This window comes from Bacillus sp. CZDM1, assembly GCF_055502545.1.
Map to the genome: position 1 here is coordinate 113,201 of NZ_JBUESO010000012.1, position 16,992 is coordinate 130,192.

A 16,992-nucleotide genomic window follows, 5' to 3' on the forward strand; every position below is an offset into this window, starting at 1 on the left:
CAAACGAAAAAAGAGGATGAATCATCCTCCTTCCAGACTGTAGACAAATCTAATGAGAAAACGGGTTTGCCTAAAGGTTTATTAAGTTTAAGTTTTGATTAATAAGTTTGCCATTTCCAATGCTTTATCTGGTAAATTATTTTTAGAATAATAATAAAATAATTCTTTTTTAGAACGCTTTATCAAATAAGTATAACCAGATTTACTAAACATAGGTAATGCTTTATTGAGTAAATATTGATGATATTCAGTTTCTTTAGATTTTAATAAGTAAAGTAAAAGTTTAAATAAATGGATATATAATAACTCCTTTATCCTAGTTGCAATCGTTAATCCATGTTCTGCTAGTTGTATTAGTTGATCTTTGGTATTTAGATTCCCATCAAACGAACTGCGAATAAAACCTTCTAAAGAAAGTAAGTAGACAGGAGATTCTTGATCCTTAAGGGACATGGATTCTTTATAAAACCTGCTTGCTTGCTCATAGTTTTTTCTTCGGAAGTATTCAGTCGCTAAGTTATGCAACACTTTTGCCTTTCGCTCAGGGGCATTAAGTAAATCGCAGCTTTTAATTAATTTTTTAAACCGTTGTATGATTTCCTCTTTACCTTCATCATCTTCAACCTGAATGATCATAAGCATTTCTGCATCAATAACTCTAAGATAGTTATTCATATCCTGAAAGAATTGATGGGATTTTTCAGCATAATAATAAGCCAAAACGGGTGATTGTATAGTGTGGTAGGCTATTGCCAGATGATAATAATATTCTGGATTAATATAATCCTCATTTTGTATGGTTTTTAATGTTTCTATTGCTTTTACGTATTCTTGTTTTGCAATGTAGTAGATACCCAAAACATGTTTTAATAAATTCGTTTCATAAGGTGTTAATTTGTTTTCTATTTTTTGTAATTTTTTTAAAGTCTTAATTGCCTCATGTGGACAATTATTCATTAGTAAATATCTTGCTCGAAGTAACTGATACATAAATCTATATTCAGAGATTTCAATTAATACTTCTCGCTCGAGCTCACTGTTAATTTGTTCCATATCTTCAAAGGATTGCATAATTATAGCATCCTGCCAATGAAATAAGTGTTGTTTAATATTTTTAAGTTTATTTACTTCCAACTCTATATTTACTCCAAGCCGCTTGGATAATAATGAAATGATTTCAGGTGAGTAGGTTGTTTGATTACATTCAATTTTACTAATATGTGTGATAGAACATATATCTTTCCCTAATTGTTCCTGAGTTAGTTTGTATTTCTCACGGTAAAACTTGATGATTTTCCCCTCATACATAACTAATATCCTCCTTGGCCAATTATCTCTATTATTACAACATTCTACATTCTTCGAAATATTAAGTACATTTAGAAAAATGGAGTATCTTGTGAAGTAATACTTAAGAAGACATTCAAATGAAATATCCAAATAATAAAGCTGCCACTCGATGTAGAGAAAAGTTCATTTTAATAGCATTGAAACGGAATAGGAAAAGAAGTTGAGGGTAAAATATGTAAAACTTTCCGATTTGAAGAAACGAGGTACCTTTAATGAAAGCCGACCAATCACTAGACAAAAACGAGAAGTCGCTGCAGAAGATGCTATTCCATAGCTCAGACTTCAAATCGAGCGATTTCGTGGCCGGCGACCGACATTTTCGGCTTTTTTATTTGGATACAATGATCGAACTTGCCGTAGTACAAGAGCATATTATCCGACCATTGCTGAGTAACACGGATGTTAGCGTACGCGAAGTTGTATCCATTCTAGATTATGGTGAGACGGATCTTATTACGGTTGCATCGACAGCGCTCGTCGCGGGGAAGACGGTTATTCAAATTGAAGGTGAAGCCAAGTTCTATTTACTTGGAACCGAGCTTAATAAAGAACGTGCGGTAAATATTCCAGTTAATGAACGGGTACTACGCGGTTCCAACCAAGCGTTGATTGAAAACCTGGATACGAATCTCAATTTGATGCGCAAGCAGATCGCGTCGCCCGATCTTGTCGTAAAGTCCTATCAGCTTGGCCGCAGGTCGAATACAAAAGTTGCCGTACTTTACCTACGTTCTCTCGCCAACGAAGATGTCTTAAAGGAGTTTGATCGCAGGATAACAAACATCGACATCGATTATGTTGAAGCGCCCGGGTTTCTCCAAGAGTTAATCGAAGATAAGAAATTCTCAGTGTTTCCGAAAATGCTCGTAACCGAAAGACCAGACCGGGTAAGATCATACTTGATGGAAGGAAAAATCGCGATTTTGACCGACGGTTCGCCAAATTCCCTGATCGTTCCGGTTTCGTTTTGGGCTTTCTTCCAAACCCCAGACGATTACCAAGTCGGTTGGCTGTTCGGCAGCACCATACGGTTTCTTCGGATCGTCAGCTTTATTATCGCGATCTTCTTACCCGGAATTTACGTGGCCATTGTCACCTTCGATCCCAGGATTGTGCCCTTTGATATAGCGCTAACGCTGCAAAGCTCTATGCAATACATCGCGATGCCACCCATACTAGAAGCGATATCTATGTTGGTCATACTCGAAATATTGCGAGAAGCAGCAATTCGTCTCGCAAATCCGATTTCCCAGACGATCGGTGTCGTCGGCGGTATTGTCATTGGTACCGTCGTCGTTGAGGCCAATCTGATCTCCAATATGATGGTTATTATAGTGGCGGTTACAGCCATTTCTTCTTTTATTATTCCTTCCTATGAAATGAGTAGTGCAGCCCGATTATTGACGTACCCGTTCATCATGATGGCAGCGATCTTCGGACTCATAGGGTTGGAGATTTCATTTATTTTGGTGCTAATGCATTTGGCCCGTCTAAACACGATGGGCATTCCGTACCTTTACTCGGGAATTAGCGGTGATACGTTTAAGGATACATGGTTCAGAGGACCAATCAGGAGCTTGAAAAAACGTCCGATGGAAAGCTTGGCAAAAGACGAAATGAGATTAAATGATCGAAGGGAGGGGACTGAATGATACATTTAGAAAAAATCTCTATCAACCAACTAATATGCCTAGTTATTCTGACCCAAATCGGCGTTAGTGTTTTAACGATCCCTTACGCACAAATCCGCTACTCGGGCAACGACTCGTGGCTGTCCATATTGATTGGGGGAGTGATTGCTCAAGCGGTCATCCTGATCATCTATCAACTTGGAAAGCGATATGCCGATCGGTCGTTGCCCCAGTATATTTCTGCTATTGTTGGAAAGCCGTTAGGATCGGTCTTAAACTTCTTGATTGCCGCGTACTTCGCGCAAAATAGTCTTATGGTTATTATCACTTATTCTGATGTCATCAACCGGTGGGTGTTATTTGAGACTCCCTGGTTTGTGATAATCGGAGTATCATTCACAATGGGAGCGTATATCGCTTCCTCTACCCTACGGTCAATTGCTACCCTTACGCAAATGATTATGCTTATGTTTATGATATGCATTGTGATCGTATTGATAAGTGGAATAGGAAAAGAAAGTGACATCCGTCATCTTCTGCCAATTGGCACTCACGGGATTGGATCGCTTATAAAGGGTGCTGTCCCTTCGTTTTGGTTGTACTCGGGTTATGAGCTTATCTTATACGTTTTTCCATTTGTAAGAACCCGCAAGAAGAAGGATATCTTAATGGCAATTTCGGCTGCCAATGGATTTACGACCTTTTTTTACGTGTTGATAGCAGTTATTGTTACATCCAACTTCAGCGAAAATCAATTGAAGTCCATCCCGGAGCCAATGGTTTTCATTCTCCGTGTATTCAATTGGCCAGTCGTTCAGAGCCTCGATATTGTATTTATGACGATTTGGCTAGCTGTGGTTATGGTAACACTGTATGTTTATATGTTCATGTCCGCCCGTTATTTTGCGTTCATTAGAGGTAAGGAAATCCGCAACCATCCTCTTATGGTATGGATTCTAGCAATCGTTTGTTTCGGGCTCGGATTATGGTGTTCCGACCGGCAATTACAGACCCGAATATTAGACTATCATAATATTGCTACTGGTATAATAATTGCCATTGTGCCTACATTTTTGCTTCTCATTTCTTTGGCACGGGGAAAGGTGGCGAAAGGATGAAAAAAGCGGCAATTGGAATTTTGTCGTTATTGCTCTTGACCGGTTGTTGGGATCGATTACCGCTGCGTAATCTTCAATTGGTGGACGTCGCCGGGTTGGATTTGGACGAAGAGAGTGGAGACGTAGAACTAGCATTTATTGTCACCAAGCTCAAAAGTGCGGGCCAAGGAGGAGGGAATCCGAAATCGGAGATAACGGTGCTCAGAGGACCTAGTATAGTTGAAGCGGTCGGCCAAGGAGAAAACATCGATCGAGCTCCTTTCTTAACGGTCAACACGAGAACCTATATTTTAAGCAAGAGTTTTGCATCGCATAATCCTGTTCCAAAACTCGCTTTTTTACTTAAGGCCCCCTATTCGTCGATCAACACCCCCGTAGTTGTATTTGAAGGGAGCATTTCGAAGGTATTTAAAACTAAATCGGGAAATAATCCAGAGTTTACCAAAGATCTGCATGAGTTTATTATATCTATGGATAGTTCAGGAATGATGCCCATCGTTTCCATGATGCGTTTTATTCTATCCTGGCAAGAACCATTGGAAGATGTCGCGCTGCCCGTGTTGAAATCATTTAATTCGGGAATGGAATTAAGTGGCGCTCTATTATTCCGTCAAGGTAAGAATACAGGGGTAAATCTCAGCAAAGAACAAGTCGAGATGGTGATGTTGTTGTTAGGGAAGGAAAAAGGAAGGCAAAGATTTACTGGACATATGTCGGAAAACGCTGAGGGACGACAAATCGTATACGGGTTTGCCGTTAAAAAAGGGAATTCAAAGATCACAGTACATCCTAAATCAGGAGGTTTACCGAAAGTGAAAATCGGAGTCCGAATGCAAATTAATGTATTCGAACTTGGCAAATCAGTTAACATTTTTAATTCTGATTACGTTAATCAAATGGAAAAAGAACTGAGTAAACATATGGAAGAAAAAGCGGCAGCGACGATTGAGACTTTGCAAAAAGCGAATTGCGACATTCTCGGCATTGGAAAGGAACTTAAGGCATACCATCCGAACATTTGGAAGTCTTTGGATTGGCGCAAAGACTTTCCGGAAATGACGATCGAACCGAATTTCGACATACAGATCCTTAACTCGGATGAATAATAGCTCGATGGGCGCGTACTCAGATTGGGGAACGCGTCCTATGAATGGCCAAAATTATTTATTTTATCTGAAATTCCATGCAGAACAATTGTGTCTGGCGGAGAATAAAAATCAAGTGTAAAATGTTTTCATAGATCATAATGTGGACCGGACAGCTGAAATTGAGGTGATAGAATGAATTTTGAACAAATGGAGTATATTGTCAATGTTGCGAATGAGATGTCCATTACAAAAGCAGCAGAAAAATTATTTATTTCACCTTCAGGGATGAGTCAATCCATAACACAGCTAGAAAATGAGCTTGGAATAAAAATCTTTAACCGAGCAAAACAAGGAGTTACTCCTACTTTTGAAGGTAAAATCGTTATTTCAAAAGCAATCGCTTTACTTAAGACGATTAAAGAACTGAACAAAGAAATTTATGATTATAAAAACAGTAATCAAACTCATTTAAAAATGATTACAGCGCCCACCTTTTCTTATGCGATACAAGAAACAATGGTTAAGTTTAATTCAAGAAATCGTGATATTACATTCGAATTTGTAGAGCAAAACCCTACAGATATTATTCAGAATTTCAACAAAGAAAACTATGACTTCGCTTTCATACATGCATCTATTAATGAATTAAAAAAAGAAAAAAATATTTGTTTTGAACATATCCATGAGGGTCACATTTGTATAGCGGTTGGTAAAAATTCACCTTATTACTCTTTTGAATATATAACTCTTAGTGATTTAGAGAATTCAAAATTTGTTCTATATCATTCATCGGATTATAAAAAGGTATTAAAATTAATAAAATTGAATCCCAATCAAGTTTTAATTAGGTCAAACAGCAGCAGCCTTCTTTTTGAATTGGTAAAAGAAAGTCAAGCCGTTTTATTTTTGCATGATTTTTCTCTTAGACATAGTCCCATGGTTAAAAATGGAGAAATAAAAATCATCCCTCTAAGGGAAGAAAATTATTTTCCCATTGATTTCTGGCTTATATATTTAGAAACAAAAGGTTTAACAAAAGTAGCGAAGGAATTTATTGATGACTTTATTAAAAACCTAAAACAGCCTGAGTTCTTGCCGCCAAGCTAGAACTCAGGCTGTCTTATTTTCTTATATGTCGAGGGGCACTTCCATTATGTTGGATCGCTGTTATAAATTATTTGATATGATTTTTAAATTTATATACTATAATACGTTAGTAAAGTTAAAAGCAAAGATGTAATGATAATGGCAATAAGCGGACGTATTGCTTTCGTACGTAATTCTTTTAAACTAATATTTAATCCTAAGCCGGTCATAGACATCGTTAAAATAAATGATGTCAAAGTTGCAATATCAGTCATAATTGAGTCTGATACTAAAACCTCAGAACCCATGATATAGGTCCCCACAAAGCTCATGATGATAAAACCAATTAAAAACCATGGAAACTCGAATTTTGCTTCTCCTTCCATTTTTCCATTCTTTTTCATCCAAAACATTAGGATAAAACAAAGCGGAATTAATAGAAATACTCGTGAAAGTTTAGCCAGTAATGCGTGAGCAAGAGCATCCTGCCCTGCTGGAACGGCTGCTAATGCAACATGACCTATTTCATGAAGACTAATTCCAACCCAGGTTCCGTAGTCTATAGAACTAATAGGCAATAAAGGAAATAATAACGTATAGATAATTGAAAAAACTGTGCCTACTAATGCAATGATACCTACCCCCATAGCCGTATCTTCATCTTTTGCTTTTATAATTGGTGATACGGCAGCGATGGCAGCAGCACCACAAATACCAGTGCCAACGCTTAGTAATAGAGAAAGATTTAAATCTGCTTTAAGCAATTTTGCAATGAACATTAGAACAACAATCGAAAAAATAATGGTTAGGGCTCCTTTAAGCAATAGTGGAAAGCCCTCGTGAAATATGACGATCATGTTAAGCTTTAACCCGTAAAGTATGATCGCAAATCTTAAAAGTCTTTTTGCTGAAAATTGAATACCTGTACGTAATCTTTCTGGATATCCAAAAACCTGTCTATAAATAACAGCAAGTAAAATGGCACAAGCAAGTGGTCCAATGCGATTTAGACCGGGTATTGCTGCCAAAAAAAAGCCAGACAGGGCTATGATAAACGTAAAACCTATTCCATATACCAAAGATACATTTAGCTTTTTTTTCGCTTTTTTTTCATGATTAGGACTGGGCAATAGTAATGCTTTTTGTTCCAATGGTTTTCATCCCCTTGATTTCTTTATGTATAATTATCGTAACGAATGATTTACAATAAGTAAAATTAATGATTATTATAATGATAATAAGTAAAAACGATATAAAGAAGGTGAACGTATGGATCAACTATTATCTGTATTTATTTCTGTAGCTGATAAAAGAAACTTTTCCAGAGCTGCCGAAGAGCTTCATATGACGCAGCCTGCCGTTAGCCAGCAAATTCAACTATTAGAAAAATATATAGGCGCAAAACTGCTTCTGCGAACAAACAAAAGTGTGAAGCTCACGAAAGCAGGTGAAATAGTCTATTTACATGCAAAAGATATAACAGGTTTATATAAACGAATGTCGATGTTAGTCAATGAATTAAATAACGAGCCAACAGGACTATTAAAAATTGGTGCCAGTTATACTTTTGGTGAATATGTCTTACCACATATACTTGCAAAAATGAAGAATCTTTTCCCTAATATTACTCCTTCGGTTCAGATAGGAAACACGAGAGATATTGCCAAAGCAATCCTAAGTCATGAGATTGATGTAGGGATTGTTGAAGGGGAAATATCTCATACAAATATATATATTAAAACAGTATCCACAGACCAAATGTATATCATGGCAGGAGGTAAATATCCAATTTATTATAATAAGGAGGTTACACGAAGACAGGTAGAACAAGAGAATTGGATTGTCCGTGAAGAAGGCTCTGGAACAAGAGATGCAACAGAAAAATTATTTCAATCTTTGCAAATACGTCCCACTAGGTTAATGGAGTTCGGCAGCACACAACTAATTAAAGAAGCAGTCGAAGCGGGGCTGGGTATTAGTTATTTATCAGAACTTACTGTTAAAAAAGAAAGACTGCTTGGTACCATTCAATTATTAAATGTAAAAGGAACACCGATAAAAAGAAATTTTTCAGTTATCACAGAATCTGTTGAATTGCATACAAAATCTATGAACTTATTTATTGAGTTAATAGAAAATCATTTAAAGTATCAAAAATAAAAAAATGTAAAAGGACAAAGCCTTCTTTGAAGTGGGGCTTTGTTTTTTTATGTAAAAGTGTATGTAGAGAACATGGAAGCAAGCCGCCTGTTATGTTAAACGCCAATTTTAATATTAGTACTATTTTAATATTAGTAATACTTACATACAAATTAAAATCTTTAATTTTATTTAATTATTATTAATGAGTATACTTGGTGTAGTAATATTTTAAATATTCACAATAGTAAGCGTAAATAACGCTTCTAAGTGAGGAAAAGGGGTGGAAATCTTGATGAGTAATAATCTATACGAAAATCTGAAAAAAAGCGCAAGTAATTTCCCAGAAAGTATCGCTTATATCTATAGTGATAAAAGTGTTACTTATAGGGAACTAATTCAGCAGGTGGATCAATTGGCTGCTGGTTTGTCTGCCCAAGGAATAGCGAAGGGAGATGGAGTGGCTCTTTTATTAGGAAATACCTCTGAATTTCTCATTGCGTACTACGGCATTTTACAATTAGGTGCGTTTGTTGTACCGATCAATCCTTTGTTTACCCAAGGGGAAATCAGCTACATATTAGATAATAGTCAAGCCAAAGCGGTCATTGCTCACGTATCCGTAGAGGCGAAGTTATCAGAAGTAAAGAAACAATTGGAAAATCTAAAGTTAGTCATTTATACCGAAGCCGAGAATCAGGAATGGACATGGGAACATCTCCTGGCAACAAGCCTGAAAGTTTGTGGAAGCCCTTACATTGATCAAGATGACCTTGCAGTCATTCTGTACACGTCAGGTACGACCGGGAAACCAAAGGGTGCGATGTTATCACATCGAAACTTAGCCTCGAATGCAGACTCTATTTCAACATTACTTGAACTCGATGAAAATGACCGTGTAGTAGCTGTCCTGCCAATGTTTCATGTTTTCTGTATGACAGTTTGTTTGAATGCACCTATTGCATGTGGAGCAACAGTCCTGATCCAGCCTAAATTCAGCCCTGTCGATGTGGTCAACACCATTCGAGAAAGAAAGGCAACTGTTTTTGCAGGAGTACCTACGATGTACAGTTTTATCAATCAATTACCTGAAGCGATTGCGGAGGATTTCCAATCTATTCGCAGTTGTATCTCTGGAGGAGCCTCGATTCCAGTCGAGCTGCTGCATAAATTTGAAAACAAGTTTAATGTTTCTATCTTAGAAGGATATGGACTTTCGGAAACAGCTCCTCTCGTTGCGATTAATCCATTAAAAGGAACACGCAAACCAGGTTCTATCGGCATGAATATTCCAGCTGTCTATAGCAAAGTGGTAGATGAGTTCGGTACAGAATTGCCGAGAGGTGAAGTCGGGGAGTTAGTTGTTCAAGGGCCAAATGTAATGAAGGGATATTTGGGGATGCCGGAAGCTACATCAGCAGCTTTTAAAGGCGAGTGGTTTTACACCGGTGATCTCGCAACAATGGATGAAGAAGGATACATCTACATTGTTGACCGCAAGAAGGACATGATTATTGTGGGCGGTTACAATGTATATCCTCGTGAAGTGGAAGAAGTCCTGTATCAGCATCCTGCCGTTGTCGAGGCGGCCGTAGTTGGAGTTCCTGATGGAGAATACGGAGAAAGCGTAAAAGCTTACGTCGTAGTCAAGGATGAGCAGATTACAATGAATGACATTATCCAATTTTGTAAGGAAAGACTCGTGAAGTACAAGCTTCCTAAACAAGTGGAGTTTTTTAAAGAGCTGCCTAAAAACTCGACAGGTAAGATTTTGCGCAGAGAGTTAAGAGAATTGACTGAAGTAAAGTAAGAAAATAACACAATTATTATAGGGGGAATACTTATGTCAACTATTTTAAAGGAAAAAGTCAAAGGGCCAGTAGCTTGGAAAGGCACTGACCTGGCTAAAGATGAATCATGGGTTTATTATTTGTCCGAAAAAACGATTGCTTCACTTGATAACGCTTTAGCACATGTTAGACAAAAGGGTTTAAAAGCACCTGATTTTAACAAGGAGGACTTCCCGATTTCAGACCTCTTAGAGGAAATCGATTACTTTGTTGAAGAGCTGGAGAATGGAAGAGGATTTCTATTAATTCGCGGATTACCAATTGAAAGGTATACAGATGAAGAAGCCAGCATCATTTACTGGGGTCTCGGCCTTCATATGGGAACTCCAGTGTCGCAAAACGCTAATGGTGATCTTTTAGGGCATGTTAGGGATCAAGGTCTTAGCTTGGAAAATTCAAATGTACGCGGTTACCAAACGAAACTGCATCTTCCTTTTCACGCGGATGGATCTGACGTTGTCGGATTGTTAAGCCTGCGAAAAGGGAAATCCGGAGGTTATAGCAGCATTATAAGCTCAATGGCTGTTTATAATGAAATTCTAGAGAAGAACCCCGAATATTTAGGAATTCTCTGCCGCCCATTTAACTTTGATCGTCGTGGAGAGGAAGCGCCAGGAGAATCTCCAGTATTTACATCACCAATCTTTAGTTACTATGATGGAAAATTGAGCTGCCGATATGTCCGTTTATTTATCGAATCAGCACAAGCGAAAACAGGTATCCAGCTGTCGAGAGTTGAAATTGAAGCATTAGACTTACTGGATTCCCTCCTTCATGATGAAAAGTTGCATTATAATATGCTGCTGGAGGAAGGTGATATGCAATTTGTCAATAATTATACGGTTCTTCACTCACGTACTCAATATGAAGACTATGAAGAACTGGATCGAAAACGTCATTTATTAAGATTGTGGCTCACGATGCCAAATGGCCGGGAAATTTCCCCGGATTTCGCGATGTTTATTGATGAGAATACGGGAAAACCTGGTCGGGGCGGTGTACCTCCTCGTAATAAAACAGCTGGCGGTATTGTTGAAACCTTAAAGTAATTTTAATAAAAACTGGCTCTTCAGAATGAGTGGGAACGCATTTTCAGATTTTTAGAAAAATGTGTTCCTTAAATAGTAAAAGTCAGCTAGTCATTCAGATTAATAGAGTAAACAAACTAAAGGAGGATTATTTATGTTGAATATTTTAAAGGAAAAAATTCTAGGACGATCAGCGTGGAAAGGTATTGAACTGGCTAAAGATGAATCATGGATTTATTATTTGTCCGAGAACACGATTGTTGCTCTTGAAAAGGCTGTATTACATGTTCAACAAAAGGGATTAAAAGCACCTGATTTTAATAAGGAGGATTTCCCGATTCCTGATTTAGCTGACGAAATTAAATACTTTGTTGACGAGCTGGAGAATGGAAGAGGATTTCTATTGATTCGTGGATTGCCAATGGATCAGTTTACTGACGAAGAAGCGGGCATCATTTACTGGGGTCTCGGACTTCACTTGGGACTACCGATCATCCAAAGCAAAACTGGGGAACTCTTAGGGCATATCAAAAACGTAGGTAAAGACTTTAGTGATAATACAAAAGTACGTGGTTACCAAACGAATGTACATCTTGATTATCACACAGATCTCGCTGATGTGGTCGGATTACTATGTCTTAAGAAAGCGAAATCTGGCGGTTTAAGCAGTATCGCAAGTGCGATGTCTATCTATAATGAAATTCTGGAGAAGCACCCTGAGTACCTTGAAATTCTCTATCGTCCATTTGCCCATGACCTTCGCGGGGAAGAATCACCAGGTCGATCACCAGTAGTTCAAACACCGATTTTTAGCTATTACGATAGTAAATTAAGCTGCAGATATATTCGCCAATATGTCCAATCAGCACAAACGAAAACAGGAATCTTTTTAACGAAAGAGGAAATCGAAGCATTTGATTTTATCGATTCCCTCACTCATGATGAAAACTTCCATATAGATATGATGATGGAACCGGGTGATATGCAATTCGTTAATAATTATACTGTTTTTCATTCACGGACTCATTTTGAAGATTACGAAGAAGATGACAAGAAACGCCATCTATTAAGATTATGGCTCATGATGCCAAATGGCCGAAAAATTGCTCCAGATTTCGAGTTTTATATCGGCGGGGTACCTATAGAAAGATAAAATGCTGGTGGTAGTAATAAACACCAATATTTCTTATATCAAGTGAGATGGTGATTTTATTCAACGAAATATGGTGGATAAAATCACCATTTTAAGTTTTTAAATACCTTATGTCAGGAATAAAAGGTTTGGATAAGCCCGAGTTAATTTTATAATTTATTGAAGTGAGGATGATGTTCCTTGGTAAAGTTAGATCCGCTAGCAGAAAAATATTTACAAGCATTTAATCAGATGCCGCCTATTCATAAAATGGATCCTAAGACTGTTAGGGATTTACTTTCGAAAGCACCGCGCCCTGCTGTAAAATTAGAACCTCTATCAAAGGTAGAGGATTTGATGCTTCCAGTAAGCCACGATGAAGAAATCAAATGTCGGGTATACATACCAGAAGGGCAAGGTCCCTTTCCTCTATTTATTTACTACCATGGCGGGGGATGGGTTCTCGGAGACATTGAATCGACGGACGCAAGCTGTCGAATGATCGCTAATAGAACGGTTAGTATTGTTGTATCCGTAAACTATCGTCTTGCACCAGAGTATAAGTTTCCGACTGCAGTTGAAGATGCATATGCGGCTTTGGAATGGGTGTATGAAAAAGGGTCTTCCTTTAAAGGAGATGTATCTAGATTGGCAGTCGGAGGGGATAGCGTAGGTGGAAATCTAGCAACAGTAGTTACGATGATGGCTAAAGACAGAAAAGGTCCCAACATCACTGCTCAGGTCTTACTTTATCCTCCTACAAACCTTGAGTGCAATACGGAATCCCATCAAACATTTGCAAAAGGATTTGGTCTGGATCGGGAACAGCTTATTTGGTTTCGTGATCATTATTTAAGGAATGAAGAGGACAGGTGTAATCAGTACGCTTCCCCCTTGGTCGCTGAAGATTTAAGAGGCCTCCCACAAGCATTAGTAATCACAGCGGAAAATGATGTGCTTCGGGATGAAGGAAGGGCTTATGCGGATCGTCTGAAAAAATTTGGTGTGCAGGTTGAATATGTATGTGAACCCGGTATGGTACATGGCTTTTTTGGACACATGGCTATTTTCTCTGAGAACATTGAATCAACAGTTAAGAGGATTGACAAGTTCTTGAATCGCGCAAAATATAAGATAGATTGTATGAAATAAAACTAGCCTCAATATTTAAAAAGTGTCCCGAATTTTGGTGCTTTCTTTATAATATGAAAAAAGAAATGACGTATGAATTGTTAGTACGTCATTTCTTTTTCTCAAATCGCGTTAGTGATTTTGTTTTTTACTTAACTTTTTATGCTGATTTTGATAGATTATTTTTTTCTGAAAACAATAATTTAGCTGAAATTAATCGATTTCGAACTAAGATACCAATCCACGAAGCAAAGGAAGCCTTGATTAAACCAACAACTATAAATGGAGTAAATCCTCCTGCCAAGGCGGCTGTCCAAGAAAGATTTGCAGCAACTTTCAACCAAGCAGTCCCAAATGCCAAAGTGATAAGCATACCAATACTATTTGCAATCACTGCATTTTTGAAGTTGAAGGATGTTTTTTCCATGAACCAACCAATAAAGAAGGCTGTTGGAAGGAAGCCAACTAAATAACCTCCTGTTGGTCCGACAAGCTTTGAAAATCCACCAGAAAATTCTGCAAATACAGGTACACCTGAAGAACCGATAATTAAATATAAAATAACTGAAAATGATCCGTAACGTGACCCAAGGATTGTTGCTGCTAATCCAATGGCAAGTGTTTGTCCTGTAATCGGAACGAGCGGAAGTGGAATGGTTATTTGGGCCAATACGCCAATGATTGCCGAAAAAAGTGCCGTAACAATCATCATTCTTAATTTTACTTGTTGATTTTTCATTTTGTTTTCCCCTTTTTAGTTATATGTTAACTAATATATATATTTGGTTGACAATTAAACTATATAAATATTAAAAATATTTGTCAACACTAAGTGGATAATAAATGTTATATACTTTTTTATTCCTCGAGGGTAACTAGCATGCTTAGTGTATGAATGGGTTTTCTGTCTACCCATTTGTGAAATATTTATTTATTAATCTTTATAGAATGGGGGGAACCATTTTTTTGTACGAACGTGACTTTAGTTGAATAATTTATGTAAATTAAAAATAAAGAAAACTTGCCAATACAGTGGCAAGTTTTCTATTTTATTACCCAAAATCTATGTCAAACAGTTAACCTATAAACTCTTTATTTTAGAAATAAACGGTATTTCCAATGCCGCCAGTTACCGGAATAACATCGCCAGTAATCGATGCCGCCAAAGGCGAGGCCAGGAAGGTAACGACATAAGCAATTTCCTCTGCAGTTATCAAGCGGCCGAGGGAATTCAGTGATTCTACATGGCGTATAGCTTCCTCATTCGTGACCCGGCCTCTAAACGTTTCAGTATCGACGATCCCTGGGTAAACAGCATTAACGTTAATTCCGTGCTTTCCTAATTCCAATGAGGCGGATTTCGTCATATGGACAACAGATGCATTACGCGGACCAGAACTAAAATAATTGCCGCCAATTCTGGCAGCCAGACCACTTATATTTATTATACGGCCCCATTTATTTTCTATCATATAAGGTGTAACCGCTCGGATACATCGAAAATAGCCCATGTACTTTTCTTCAAAATCTTTCAAAATAAGTTCATCTTTAATACTATAAAAATCCTCTGGCTCCTGGCCGCCAACACGGGCTCCGCTGTTGATTAATATATCAATGCTTCCCATTGCTGCTGCTGACTTTTCAACTAGATTTAAGATAGAGTTAGGATCAGTGGTATCTGCCACGATCGGATAGATATTTCGCTTCGTTTCTTGTGCCAATTCCTCTGCTGCGGTCTTTAGAGTGGATTCGGTTCTTGAACAAATCGTACAATCTACACCTTCTAGAGCCAGCTGGCGGGCAATAGCTTTACCAATACCACGACTTCCTCCAACAATAAGTGCCTTTTTTCCGGATAACTTTAAGTCCATAGTTGACCTCCTGTTTTGATTCGCTAGTAATAGTCGAAAGTGATTTTTTTGAATATTGACTCATTTTGATTCTACCTTTTAATAATAATTATATAAAATTAAATATTTTAATTTGTAATTAAGTTTTACTAATATAATATGATGTTGAAATTTTCCATTGTACAAGGGGGCACTATTTTTATATATTAGTAATATTTACATGTAAGTTAAAATCTTTAATTTTTTTTTACTGAAAATTATGAATATAATTAATGTAATGACTATTAACACAGTCACAATGGTATTAAAGCGATTCTTGTAAATAAAGGGGGGAACATCGTTCAATAGTATTAATTGTATCAAGAAGATTTGTAAAAGCGAGGGAGTCACTCTTTTAGTAGGAAACAGCCCGAACATTGTCTACTAAAGATAAGGTTGCATTAGAAACGAAGGAGGAGTATAGGTGCCGTCCATTTTAAGGGAAAAAATTAAAGGACCAGCAGCATGGAAAGGTAAAGATCTAGCTAAAGATAATTCATGGATTTATTATTTATCTGAGAAAACGATTGCTTCTCTTGAAAGCGCTTTATATTTTGTAAAACAAAAGGGTTTAAAAGCACCAGATTTTAACAAGGAGGACTTCCCAATTCCTGATATCTCCGACGAAATCGCTTACTTTATCGACGAGCTGGAAAATGGGAGAGGATTTCTGTTAATTCGTGGATTACCAATGGAAAGGTATACGGATGAAGAAGCAAGCATTATTTACTGGGGTCTCGGAGTACATATGGGCATACCGGTAGCGCAAAACGCAAAAGGTGATCTTTTAGGGCATGTTGTTGATCAAGGTCTCAACATTAATGATTCCAATGTACGCGGTTACCAAACGAATGCACATCTTCCCTTTCACCCAGATGGATCTGACGTAGTCGGTTTATTAAGTCTCAGGAAGGCTAAATCGGGGGGATTTAGTAGTATTGTAAGTTCGATGGCTGTTTATAATGAAATTCTCGAGAAGTACCCAGAGTACCTTGAAATTCTCTATCGTCCATACTTCTTGGATCGTCGTGGTGAAGAAGCACCAGGAGAATCTCCAGTATATTCCTCACCAGTCTTTAGCTATTACAAAGGTAAATTGAGCTGCAGATATAATCGTGGATATGTCGAATCTGCACAAGCGAAAACAGGTATCCAATTGTCAAAGGAAGAAATGGAAGCATATGACTTAATGGATTCTCTCCTTCATGATGAAAACATGCATATCGATATGATGATGGAACCTGGTGATATGCAATTCGTAAATAATTATACCGTTCTTCATTCACGTACTATATATGAAGATTATGAAGAACCCCAACGCAAACGACATTTATTAAGATTGTGGCTTACGATGCCAAATGGGCGAGAAATTGCGCCGGATTTCGCTATGTTTATTGATGAGAAAACAGGTAAAGCAGGTCGCGGCGGTATTCCCGTCCGTGAAAAAACTGCTGGCGGCATTGGAGAAAACATGAGGTAATGATTTTAATAAAAATCAGGTGGTTAAACAAAGTAGATTTACCTTTAAAAACCGTATCATAAGAAAACGA

Annotated in this window: 14 protein-coding genes; 10 read left to right on the forward strand and 4 right to left on the reverse strand. The window is 37.6% G+C overall.

The window, feature by feature from the left end; translation table 11 throughout:
• Positions 1–87 precede the first annotated feature (87 nt).
• On the reverse strand, positions 88–1,308 hold the full coding sequence (locus tag ACY3XC_RS22785) for a helix-turn-helix domain-containing protein (protein ID WP_464870593.1): 1,221 nt from the start codon (positions 1,306–1,308) through the stop codon (positions 88–90).
• Positions 1,309–1,562: 254 nt separating this feature from the next.
• Here ACY3XC_RS22785 and ACY3XC_RS22790 point away from each other — a divergent pair, with 254 nt between their 5' ends.
• The 4 genes from ACY3XC_RS22790 to ACY3XC_RS22805 all read left to right on the forward strand — a co-directional run bounded on the left by ACY3XC_RS22790 (position 1,563) and on the right by ACY3XC_RS22805 (position 6,294).
• Positions 1,563–3,002, forward strand: coding sequence for a spore germination protein (locus ACY3XC_RS22790; protein WP_464870594.1), 1,440 nt, complete (start codon positions 1,563–1,565; stop codon positions 3,000–3,002).
• Positions 2,999–4,099: a GerAB/ArcD/ProY family transporter gene (locus tag ACY3XC_RS22795; protein ID WP_464870595.1), complete on the forward strand. Its 1,101-nt coding sequence runs from the start codon at positions 2,999–3,001 to the stop codon at positions 4,097–4,099. Before ACY3XC_RS22790 ends, ACY3XC_RS22795 begins: the two co-directional genes overlap by 4 nt.
• A complete protein-coding gene (locus ACY3XC_RS22800; protein ID WP_464870596.1) occupies positions 4,096–5,205 on the forward strand; it encodes a Ger(x)C family spore germination protein in 1,110 nt (369 codons plus the stop codon). Before ACY3XC_RS22795 ends, ACY3XC_RS22800 begins: the two co-directional genes overlap by 4 nt.
• Positions 5,206–5,379: 174 nt before the next feature.
• A complete protein-coding gene (locus tag ACY3XC_RS22805; RefSeq protein ID WP_464870597.1) occupies positions 5,380–6,294 on the forward strand; it encodes a LysR family transcriptional regulator in 915 nt (304 codons plus the stop codon).
• A gap of 89 nt (positions 6,295–6,383) precedes the next feature.
• Here ACY3XC_RS22805 and ACY3XC_RS22810 read toward each other — a convergent pair whose 3' ends face one another.
• Positions 6,384–7,403 (reverse strand): YeiH family protein, encoded by a 1,020-nt coding sequence (locus ACY3XC_RS22810; RefSeq protein WP_464870630.1) that lies wholly within the window; start codon positions 7,401–7,403, stop codon positions 6,384–6,386.
• 139 nt (positions 7,404–7,542) lie between these two features.
• Between ACY3XC_RS22810 and ACY3XC_RS22815 the strand changes: the two genes are divergently transcribed.
• From ACY3XC_RS22815 to ACY3XC_RS22835, 5 genes are all read left to right on the forward strand, one after another.
• Positions 7,543–8,433: a LysR family transcriptional regulator gene (locus tag ACY3XC_RS22815; protein ID WP_464870598.1), complete on the forward strand. Its 891-nt coding sequence runs from the start codon at positions 7,543–7,545 to the stop codon at positions 8,431–8,433.
• 274 nt (positions 8,434–8,707) lie between these two features.
• Positions 8,708–10,222 (forward strand): long-chain-fatty-acid--CoA ligase, encoded by a 1,515-nt coding sequence (locus ACY3XC_RS22820; protein WP_464870599.1) that lies wholly within the window; start codon positions 8,708–8,710, stop codon positions 10,220–10,222.
• A 33-nt stretch (positions 10,223–10,255) separates the two neighbouring features.
• On the forward strand, positions 10,256–11,311 hold the full coding sequence (locus tag ACY3XC_RS22825; protein WP_464870600.1) for a TauD/TfdA family dioxygenase: 1,056 nt from the start codon (positions 10,256–10,258) through the stop codon (positions 11,309–11,311).
• A gap of 133 nt (positions 11,312–11,444) precedes the next feature.
• The gene (locus ACY3XC_RS22830; protein ID WP_464870601.1) at positions 11,445–12,443 is read left to right on the forward strand and encodes a TauD/TfdA family dioxygenase; all 999 of its coding nucleotides are present in this window, start codon (positions 11,445–11,447) and stop codon (positions 12,441–12,443) included.
• A gap of 180 nt (positions 12,444–12,623) precedes the next feature.
• A complete protein-coding gene (locus ACY3XC_RS22835) occupies positions 12,624–13,574 on the forward strand; it encodes an alpha/beta hydrolase (protein WP_464870602.1) in 951 nt (316 codons plus the stop codon).
• A 139-nt stretch (positions 13,575–13,713) separates the two neighbouring features.
• On the opposite strand, the gene ACY3XC_RS22840 is transcribed toward ACY3XC_RS22835, so the two are convergent.
• Both ACY3XC_RS22840 and ACY3XC_RS22845 read right to left on the reverse strand, forming a co-directional pair.
• Positions 13,714–14,292 (reverse strand): biotin transporter BioY, encoded by a 579-nt coding sequence (locus ACY3XC_RS22840; RefSeq protein ID WP_464870603.1) that lies wholly within the window; start codon positions 14,290–14,292, stop codon positions 13,714–13,716.
• A gap of 358 nt (positions 14,293–14,650) precedes the next feature.
• The gene (locus ACY3XC_RS22845) at positions 14,651–15,424 is read right to left on the reverse strand and encodes an SDR family NAD(P)-dependent oxidoreductase (RefSeq protein WP_464870604.1); all 774 of its coding nucleotides are present in this window, start codon (positions 15,422–15,424) and stop codon (positions 14,651–14,653) included.
• 442 nt (positions 15,425–15,866) lie between these two features.
• On the opposite strand from ACY3XC_RS22845, the gene ACY3XC_RS22850 reads away from it, so the two are divergent.
• Positions 15,867–16,922, forward strand: coding sequence for a TauD/TfdA family dioxygenase (locus ACY3XC_RS22850; protein ID WP_464870605.1), 1,056 nt, complete (start codon positions 15,867–15,869; stop codon positions 16,920–16,922).
• Positions 16,923–16,992: the final 70 nt, after the last annotated feature.